Source organism: Photobacterium proteolyticum (assembly GCF_001939735.1).
GTDB lineage: Bacteria > Pseudomonadota > Gammaproteobacteria > Enterobacterales > Vibrionaceae > Photobacterium > Photobacterium proteolyticum.
The window spans coordinates 1-8,423 of record NZ_MJIL01000032.1; the positions used below are offsets into that span (position 1 = coordinate 1).

General features: G+C 43.0%; 8 protein-coding genes. 7 read left to right on the forward strand and 1 reads right to left on the reverse strand.

Going from position 1 to position 8,423, the window contains the following annotated elements:
• Window positions 1-541: 541 nt before the first annotated feature.
• On the reverse strand, window positions 542-1,504 hold the full coding sequence (locus BIT28_RS00495; protein ID WP_075761685.1) for an integron integrase: 963 nt from the start codon (window positions 1,502-1,504) through the stop codon (window positions 542-544).
• A 355-nt stretch (window positions 1,505-1,859) separates the two neighbouring features.
• On the opposite strand from BIT28_RS00495, the gene BIT28_RS00500 reads away from it, so the two are divergent.
• The 7 genes from BIT28_RS00500 to BIT28_RS00545 all read left to right on the forward strand — a co-directional run bounded on the left by BIT28_RS00500 (window position 1,860) and on the right by BIT28_RS00545 (window position 8,226).
• Window positions 1,860-2,732 (forward strand): hypothetical protein, encoded by an 873-nt coding sequence (locus BIT28_RS00500; RefSeq protein ID WP_217696605.1) that lies wholly within the window; start codon window positions 1,860-1,862, stop codon window positions 2,730-2,732.
• Between the two features lie 116 nt (window positions 2,733-2,848).
• On the forward strand, window positions 2,849-3,271 hold the full coding sequence (locus BIT28_RS00505; protein WP_075761686.1) for a hypothetical protein: 423 nt from the start codon (window positions 2,849-2,851) through the stop codon (window positions 3,269-3,271).
• A gap of 419 nt (window positions 3,272-3,690) precedes the next feature.
• Window positions 3,691-4,173, forward strand: coding sequence for a toll/interleukin-1 receptor domain-containing protein (locus BIT28_RS00510; RefSeq protein WP_245823621.1), 483 nt, complete (start codon window positions 3,691-3,693; stop codon window positions 4,171-4,173).
• A 138-nt stretch (window positions 4,174-4,311) separates the two neighbouring features.
• Window positions 4,312-5,037 carry an NYN domain-containing protein gene (locus BIT28_RS00515; RefSeq protein ID WP_075761688.1) on the forward strand — a complete coding sequence of 242 codons (726 nt, stop codon included), beginning with the start codon at window positions 4,312-4,314 and terminating at the stop codon, window positions 5,035-5,037.
• Window positions 5,038-5,796: 759 nt separating this feature from the next.
• On the forward strand, window positions 5,797-6,930 hold the full coding sequence (locus BIT28_RS00530; protein ID WP_083651679.1) for an IS91 family transposase: 1,134 nt from the start codon (window positions 5,797-5,799) through the stop codon (window positions 6,928-6,930).
• A 354-nt stretch (window positions 6,931-7,284) separates the two neighbouring features.
• On the forward strand, window positions 7,285-7,689 hold the full coding sequence (locus tag BIT28_RS00540) for a GFA family protein (protein WP_075761692.1): 405 nt from the start codon (window positions 7,285-7,287) through the stop codon (window positions 7,687-7,689).
• Between the two features lie 156 nt (window positions 7,690-7,845).
• Window positions 7,846-8,226, forward strand: coding sequence for a hypothetical protein (locus tag BIT28_RS00545; RefSeq protein ID WP_075761693.1), 381 nt, complete (start codon window positions 7,846-7,848; stop codon window positions 8,224-8,226).
• The last annotated feature ends 197 nt before the right edge of the window (window positions 8,227-8,423 follow it).

Below are 8,423 nucleotides of genomic sequence, written 5' to 3' on the forward strand. Positions count from 1 at the left end.
TAGGTTCATCTGGTGATACAGATGGTTCACTCATTAAGCGGTGAACAACGCTTCATACGACTTCAGGTCGCACGGGCATAAGTTTGTTAGATCGACCCTACATGCAAGAATGAACTTTTCGGGGAAATGTGCGCAAAACCCCAAATAAGCATATCCTCTGACATCTGACTAGGGTATACCTTATTCGGAACGGTTGTTGTGAAGAGATCCCATTAGTAGGTGGTTTGTTGTGTGGTTAGCAGTTGAATTTTTCGAGAGCTCATTGCTACATGAAGGAACAACAACAAGAAAGGCTAACTCCAGGGAACCCGGTGTGCTGACGTGGATGTGTCAGCGAGATCTTTTGTGTCAGCGAGATCTTTGCTGGCTTATTTGTGCCCCATTTTTGTTTAGAGTTATTGCTCATTTTCGATTTATGCCAGCCGTTTAACCATACTTTTTCTCATGTGTAGTTGGCAACGACTGACGCTAAAAAGCCTTGGAAGTAATTTGTAATTTATCTCGTTTGGAGTGAAGCTTTAAATCTTAAGTAGTCGGCTGCCTAAACGATAAAATCAACAGGACTCTTGGTTCCCGCTCGACGGTCGCCAATAACATGCGTGTAAATTTCTGTTGTCCGTAAATCGGTATGACCAAGTAACTCCTGAACTGTTCGAATATCTGTACCGTTTTCCAGTAACCTCGTTGCGAAAGAGTGTCGGAATGTATGTGCAGTTACCCGTTTGGCGATATCGCTGGCCCTGACAGCCTCTCGAAGTTTTCTGGAAAATGCTGTCGCATGTAAGTGGTGACGGCAGACATATCCATCATAAGGGTGAATACAGCGATGGCTGGATGGAAAGAGAAACTGCCATCCATATAGTTTTAATGCTCCTTTGTACTTTCTTAGCAAGGCCGGAGGCACAGAAGCCATGCCTGCTCCCTCATCCAGATCCTTTCGATGTACCTGCCTAACTGTTTTAATCTGATCAGCCAAAGGAATAATCAGGGATTCAGGCAACAAAGTATACCTGTCTTTGCCGCCTTTCCCGTTGAATACGAAAATCGATTTCGAATCAAAATCGATGTCTTTTATTCTTAACGACAATGCCTCCTGAATGCGAAGTCCACAGCCATATAGTATTGCTGCTATCAACCAGTATTTTCCGCTTAAATGGCTGAGAATAACCTTTACCTCATGCTCGCAAAGAACAGTTGGCATTCGTTTGGGAGTACGAGTACTTTGATAGCGCAGTTCGCTTATTTCCCTACCAATCACGTAGCGATATAGAAAAATGATGGCGCACAAAGCCTGATTTTGAGTGGCGGCACTAACTTCTCGGTTGATAGCAAGATGGTTAAGAAAACGTTCAATCTCAGAATTGCCCATATCGGCAGGATGACGCAGATCATTGAATCTGATAAACCATCGGATCCAGTACATATAACTCTTTTCGGTGCGAATGCTGTATTGGCGGGTGCGTAGTTCGGTTCTTACCTGATGCATAAATGGAGAGCCAGCCATGATTACCTTTCCTTGGTGTGCTGTATGTATATACAGTTATAATAAAAAATGGCCTATTCTCCAATCACTACTCGGTATTAACGAGACAGGAATTGCTTGTATTGCACAGCATGCCTAAGTCTATCTACATGATAATAAAGGGCTTTACTCATGACGCTCGGCGTATATGAGGTCTCGTTAAATCTAAATGCTTACTTTGCCCGAATCCATTGAGCAGTCACCTGTACGTTTTGGTGATTTAACCCATTGAAAATAAGCCTTTTTTGTGAGTATAGTGTACTGAAAGAACCAGTGCGGTAGCTGCGTGAAAGCGAGCATGCAGCCTAATACACTGTTAAGTTTTTAAGGAGGCCAATTGGAAGCTGGAAGAAAACCAAGAATTAAAAATCGGCAAAAGATGAATGTTTCCTCTTTATCTCTAGATAAAGAAGATCTTCGTCGTTTCTGTGACATTCTTCAGGAAAGAGCTAATGCAGCAGCTGAAATTGAAGTCGGATTATTTGAGCAAAACAACCAGACTGATGATCAGTATGCTGAAAACATTAAAACTTTACGTGAGTCTTTCCTGTTGCGAGTAACGATTGCAGGAAAAGATGGTGAAGAACTTTGGGGACCAATCGATGAGGTGTTTTGCTCAGTAAACTATCCTGAGCAAGTTAAATCATTATATGTTGATAGTGAGTCAACATTGAGATATGCGCACAATTACTACCCACATAATACGTTTAAAATTTTCTTCGACTTTAGTAAGCCAAGAGTTTTTGACCTTTCGCTGCTACCAAGTACTGGAACTCCAAATGAGTCAAATGTTGAAGTTAATGGTTATGATGCGACCTGGGTAAATGGTGTTTTCAGTGAAATAAAAAAATTCTTAGATAATCGCTCATCGAAAATGTCTTTTGTACACAATCACAGTGTTTATGATGTATTACTTTGGATTTTAGGTTTCCCTTTATCGTTTTGGGTTTGTAGTAAACTATCTAGCACTATAGAAGAAGCTGTTGTTGATAATGCGTTCATAAATAGTGCGTTATATTTGTACACATTTGTTGCAACTCTCTTTATTTTTAGGGTCTTGTTCCATTATTTAAGGTGGGTGTGTCCCCTCGTAGAATATCGATGTAAAGGTAATTTAATGCTAGCACATCGAGCATTGTTTTCTATCTTGAGCGTTGGGTGGTTTGGACAATTTCTATATGACTTAGCTAAGTGGATAATAAAAACTTAACAAAGCAATCAAGGTGACCCGTTACACTCGGCGGTTTTGGTATGAAGTTCGGTGCTCTTTGTTAGTTCAGTGTGGGGCACCTTATTGCAGGCGTTAGCACTATAGAGTAATAAATTATGATTAAGTATATTTGCATTATTTTCTTGTTGGTTTCATCAGGCTTTGCTTTTGGTTATGAGTTTGATGAATATCCAGCAAGCGAGAGGTTAGAAGTTAGTGTTAGCAAAATCGACTTTACTGGTTTCGAACAACTAAAATCATTCAGAGAAAACTTGAATCAACAAATTAAATCAGGGCCAAATTATGGTGGTAAGTACTACGTTGCCTTTCTTGGATGCGGTACTTCTTGCCAAGGTAATATAATTGTAGACCTAGGTAGTGGAAAAATTGTCGAGCAAATTACCAGCTGTGATGGGATGGTTTATAAATTAGAAAGTAAGTTATTTATTGCAAATCCAAAGAATGAAGACAATGAGAATAAAATGTGCCCAACCAAAAAGTATCTAGTAGATAATGGGAAGTTAACAGAAATCAAATAATAGTGCTAACAAGGCCATCAAGTGTGACGCTTTACACTCGGCAGTTTTGGTTTGGAGTTCAATGGGCTTGATGAGTTCATCGTGGCGCACCTTATGGCTGGCGTTAGAGCGCACCGGTATTTTTGTGACCGTCTTTGAAACGCCATACTGCCGTTGTTTCATATTGTGTTCAATCATTTATCATTGGATTGAATTCATACTTAGGAAATCGTTAAATGGCAAGATGTACAGCACCAGTAAATGGTCACCGAACAGCAAGTGCTAGAGCTAACTGTCCAGCATGTAGTAGTCGTGGTAGCTACCGTTCATATTCCTCGTATCCATCGTCTTCATACTCTTCGTACGGCGGCAGTAGCAACAGCTCAAGTGGTTCAAGTTCAAGCCGTCCTAGACCTAGTTGGTCAAGTCCTGGTTCCTCCGTGGTTTATACTCCGGCTGAAATTAGAACTCTTACTCCAGTACGAAAAAATGTAGAGAAACGAGCTTCTAAACCTGATCTTCGTGATGTGTTCCTATGTCACGCTTGGGATGACCGAAAAGGAATTGCCAAGGAGTTACATGACTTACTCGAAGCTAAAGGTGTTTCAGTTTGGTTTAGCGAAAAAGACGTTTTGCTCGGCTCAAATTTAATGCGTGAAATCGATAAAGGTTTAGCTAAATCAAGAATTGGAATCGTCATGGTAACGCCATCATTTTTGAAGCGCATAGCCGGAGAGGGTGTCGCAGACAAAGAACTATCTGCTTTACTCTCTACAGATTTGCTCGTGCCAATTGTCCACGATACTACGTATGAAGATCTTCGCGATGTGAGTCCGTTACTTGGCTCTCGAAGTGGTTTAGATACAGCAGAAGATCCAATAGGTAATGTTGCTAGTAAACTTGCAGAGTTAGTAGCGCTCTAACAAAGCGTTTAAGACAGATTCCCAACGCATGGCATTTTTCATTCCATCGTTGGGTTTTGTGTTTACGGTGGTATGGTTGGGTTTTGTGGTAGCGTTGCTCACTACTTAACGCGGCGTTAAGTTGCAAAAGGAGAGTTTGTGAAGGATAAAGAAAAGATCGCATTATTTATCGATGCTGATAATGCACCAGCGTCAAAGATTGATTCGATCCTATCTGAACTTGCTAAGTTTGGTGTCGTCAATATTCGTAAAGCGTATGGTAATTGGAAGAATTGCTCGCTCAAATCTTGGGAAGATGTACTACATGACTATGCAATACAGCCAATTCAACAATTTGATCTAACAAAAGGTAAAAATGCTACTGATATTGCTTTGGTAATTGATGCAATGGATGTCTTATATACAAAGGATGTTGATATTCTCTGTATTGTTTCATCAGATTGTGATTTTACACCTTTGGTGACAAGGGCTCTTGCTGACGGCAAATTTATCATTGGTTTTGGTGAGAGGAAAGCACCGGCAGCTTTTGTTAATAGTTGTTCTAAATTTCTCTATCTTGATCAAGAAGATGCTGTAAATAAGCCAGTTCAGAAGAGGAGTCAAAGTATAAAAAGTGATACGAAGTTGATGAACTTACTCAGACAAGCAATCGATGCTGTTGAAGAAGATGACGGATGGACAATGCTTGGTCAAATAGGTTCTCATATTTCAAATCACACATCATTTGATCCTCGTAACTATGGATTTAAAAAGTTAAGCGATTTATTTGCAGCTATCGATTTATTTGAAATGAAAAAAACAAATGGCTCTGTGTATTGGGTTAGAGACAAAAAGAAAGCAAAGAGTTTAAGTAAAGCGAAGTGATTATTTGCACAAGTTGCAACTTAACAAAGCAATTAAGGTGACCCGCTACACTCGGCGGTTTTGGTATGGAGTTCGGTGTGCTTGGTTGGTTTAGTGTGGGGCACCTTATTGCAGGCGTTATGGCATTAGTTCGCACAGGCAACGTGGTGGTTGTTTTCCTTTTGTTGGGTCAAGCTTAGCTGCTATCAAGTCGCCTTTCTCAGGCGATATACCTGAACGCTTCTCGGTATAACGAACTGCGAGATTGATTGGTTTTGCACGCCGCACGCTTGATTAAGTCAAGGCACCCGCTGTTGGTAATCCCTGAAACTTCATCGGCTGGAAATAATCAATTTTAGGCTAAGGTTATCAATGTTTGGTTCTTGGCTCTCTTCCCCGGAGGTTCCGATTATAACTGGTTGTCAAAGAGCCATTCTTTGCCCATTGGCTACTGATTTTGTTAATTAGTTCATGAAGCTATGCATTTCTTACTGTTCAGGTGTTGAAGGCAGAGTAGACTGTTTGGTGTTGGAGCAGTTTTTCTGTATCGGTAGCGTTTCTGTTAAGTGCTTGGTCTCCTTGAGTTTGCCATAACAAGGCCATCAAGGGTGACGCTCTACACTCGGCAGTTTTGGTATGAAGTTCAGTTGGCTTGGTGAGTTTATCGTGGCGCACCTTATGGCTGGCGTTAAATCTGCCGAGCAAGCTCGGGGAGTGCGCTGCGTCGAAGATTGCGTATCTGCTTCTAATATAGCTTAAATATTTGTCTATGCTCCAGTCATGGCGTATACCGTTCAAAGTTTCATGCAGCAAGCACTGGAACTCTATCTCAAGTCTCACCGGCTTCCACGGTACCAACTCAAGGGAGCGAGTCGGCTCAGGGCCTGCCGGACGGCAGCGATGGGCGGGCATGCGCTGTATTGCGGCAATGGTCATTTCAACGGGTACTGGTATAACAGCTGCGGTCATCGCAGCTGCCCGCAATGCGGTGCGTTAAAACGGGAGCAGTGGCAGCGGAAGGTCGAGGGATTCATCCTGGATTGTCCGCATCATCACTGGGTGTTCACGTTGCCTCATGCGCTGCACGTGCTGTGGTGCTATAACCGTGAGCAGTGCCAGCAACTGCTGTTTAAATCTGTGCGGGAGACCATCCAGCAATTGAGCGCGGACAGTCAGTACCTTGGAGCCCGGTCTGGCTGTATTCTGGCGTTGCATACCTGGACGCGGAACCTGTCATTTCATCCTCATATACATTGCCTGGTCACTCACGGAGGCCAGCGGGAGACGGAATGGGTGAAGCCGAAGAAGGACATACTGTTTCCGGCGAAGGTGATGATGAAGCTGTTCCGCGGCAAGTATCTGTCGGTGTTGAGGGGCCTGTTGGTCGATGGTGAGTTAAGCTACCCGCCGGAGTTGAGCAAGGCGCAAGTGGCCAGTCTTTTGAACCAGTGGGGGCGTGAAGACTGGGTCGTCCACTGCACCAGGCAGTATTCTCACGGGCATGGAGTGGCGAAGTACCTCGCTCGTTATATTCGAGGTGGTGCGATAAAAAACACGCAACTACGACATGTTTCCGACACTGAGGTGAGGTACAGCTACAAGTCTCACCAGACCCAGCGTACAGAGAGCATGACGATGTCGCATAATGATTTTATGGCGCGGATAGTGTCTCATGTTGCGCTCCCGAGGAAGCAGCAGTATCACTTTGTTGGTCTGTACCATAACCGGAGTCGCGAACGGCTGAACAAGGCGAGGCTATCTCTGGGACAGGCGGAGGTCGGTGAGGTTAAGGCGGTCAGCTGGCGCGAGTTTATGGTGGCAAAAGGTGATGCTCCCTGTTGTGAGGCGTGCGGTGAGCAAATCACGATATTAAAGCGGGTGAAGTTTATCGGTGGTGATGTAAAATTTTGCTAGTCGAGTTTAAGTGACGGACTCTGCATTGTGCGGAGTGGCTGTGCTGGGAGAGAGCGACAAATTATCATGGGCGTGTAATGTTCTTGCGGCTTCAGCGGTTGTCAGGAGCCGGAAAATTGAGTTAAACGGGTTAGGCAGGAGCAATAGAAAGACCAAAGGCGCTTGCTCGGCAAATTTAACAGCAGGCCTCGACCTCATCGGGCGGGGCAAATTTAACAAGAAAATCAAGCGGACAAAAAACACTCGGCAGTTCAGGTGCAAAATGAAGTTATGCGTTTACGCACTTCATATCAATATCTGCGCGTTGTTTTTCGCCGCTTATTTTAGGCGTTATACGCTTTAGAGGGAATTAAAATGAGAAAGCTAAGTGGGTCATGCCTTTGTAACAAGGTCAAAATTGAAGTCCCAGATGAGTTTGAGTACATGGGGAACTGCCATTGCTCTGAGTGTCGGAAGTTTACTGGTTCAGACTATTCTTCAGTCGGTGGTTTAAGCTCAGACAAGTTCACTTTCACCTCGGGTGAAGAGTTTGTAAGTACCTATGGGAAAAGTGAAGAAACGGAATTAGCCTTCTGTAGTCTTTGTGGTTCGAGTTTGTTTTCACGAAAGTTGAAAACAGGCAAACACAATATTCGGTTGGGTATTTTGGACGACACTCCAACTCATAAACCGAGCTTTCATATCTTTACGGGCTCGAAAGCACCATGGAATGAAATATCAGATGACCTAAAACAGTTCGAAAAGGGTCCGGTTAAGTAGCGCTCCCTCAACCACGCGTATAACAATAAATTCAAGCAGATTCGCAACGCTTGGCACTTTTGGTTTGAATTAGCTTTAGTGTTTACGGCACAATGCCTTAGGTCAGGTGGTGGCGTTGCTCACTACTTAATTTGGCGTTAGCAGTTAGGAGGTAGTATGAGGCTTATCATATATATTTTGTCTATGTGTTCATTTTCAGCCATTGCGGATTGCTACGTGGTCGGCGACTTAAAAGGACATTCAGCTTACAAAGATGAAGGGTTTAAAATTGGCAAGGATGGTATTTCATCACAAAAGTTTATTCTGGAATTCGATGGAAAAAATAGTAGTGTCTCACCTAACGATCTAGATTGCTTTCAACTTGGTCAAGGGACGTTGACTTGTGCATATGTCGGACAAAATGAAGAATCAACGATAGAACTTTGGACAGTATATCCTGATGAAAACAAGGTTACGTATTCTAAATCGAGAAATGGATTCGGTGCTTTAGATAGCTCCAGTATGTTTGTAGGTAATATAAAAGGTCGTTGTGACTAAACTGCTAACAAATTGTTCAAGCTGACAGCTAACCCGTGGCATTTTTGGTTCGGTTGAGTTCAGTGATTACGGTGGCTTTGCTTGAATGTCGTGGCTGTTAGCTGCAACTTAACAAAGCGTTATATTGCTAGAGGAGTTCAACGTATTGAATCATTACTCTTTTGTTTTTATGGAAAGTTTAAACGAGAGCTTTCTGA

Excerpts from the sequence above, each read along its gene's own strand:
- BIT28_RS00495 (WP_075761685.1), bottom strand. The coding sequence starts at position 1,504 with ATGGCTGGCTCTCCATTTATGCATCAGGTAAGAACCGAACTACGCACC.
- BIT28_RS00505 (WP_075761686.1), top strand. The coding sequence starts at position 2,849 with ATGATTAAGTATATTTGCATTATTTTCTTGTTGGTTTCATCAGGCTTT.
- BIT28_RS00530 (WP_083651679.1), top strand. The coding sequence starts at position 5,797 with ATGGCGTATACCGTTCAAAGTTTCATGCAGCAAGCACTGGAACTCTAT.
- BIT28_RS00540 (WP_075761692.1), top strand. The coding sequence starts at position 7,285 with ATGAGAAAGCTAAGTGGGTCATGCCTTTGTAACAAGGTCAAAATTGAA.
- BIT28_RS00545 (WP_075761693.1), top strand. The coding sequence starts at position 7,846 with ATGAGGCTTATCATATATATTTTGTCTATGTGTTCATTTTCAGCCATT.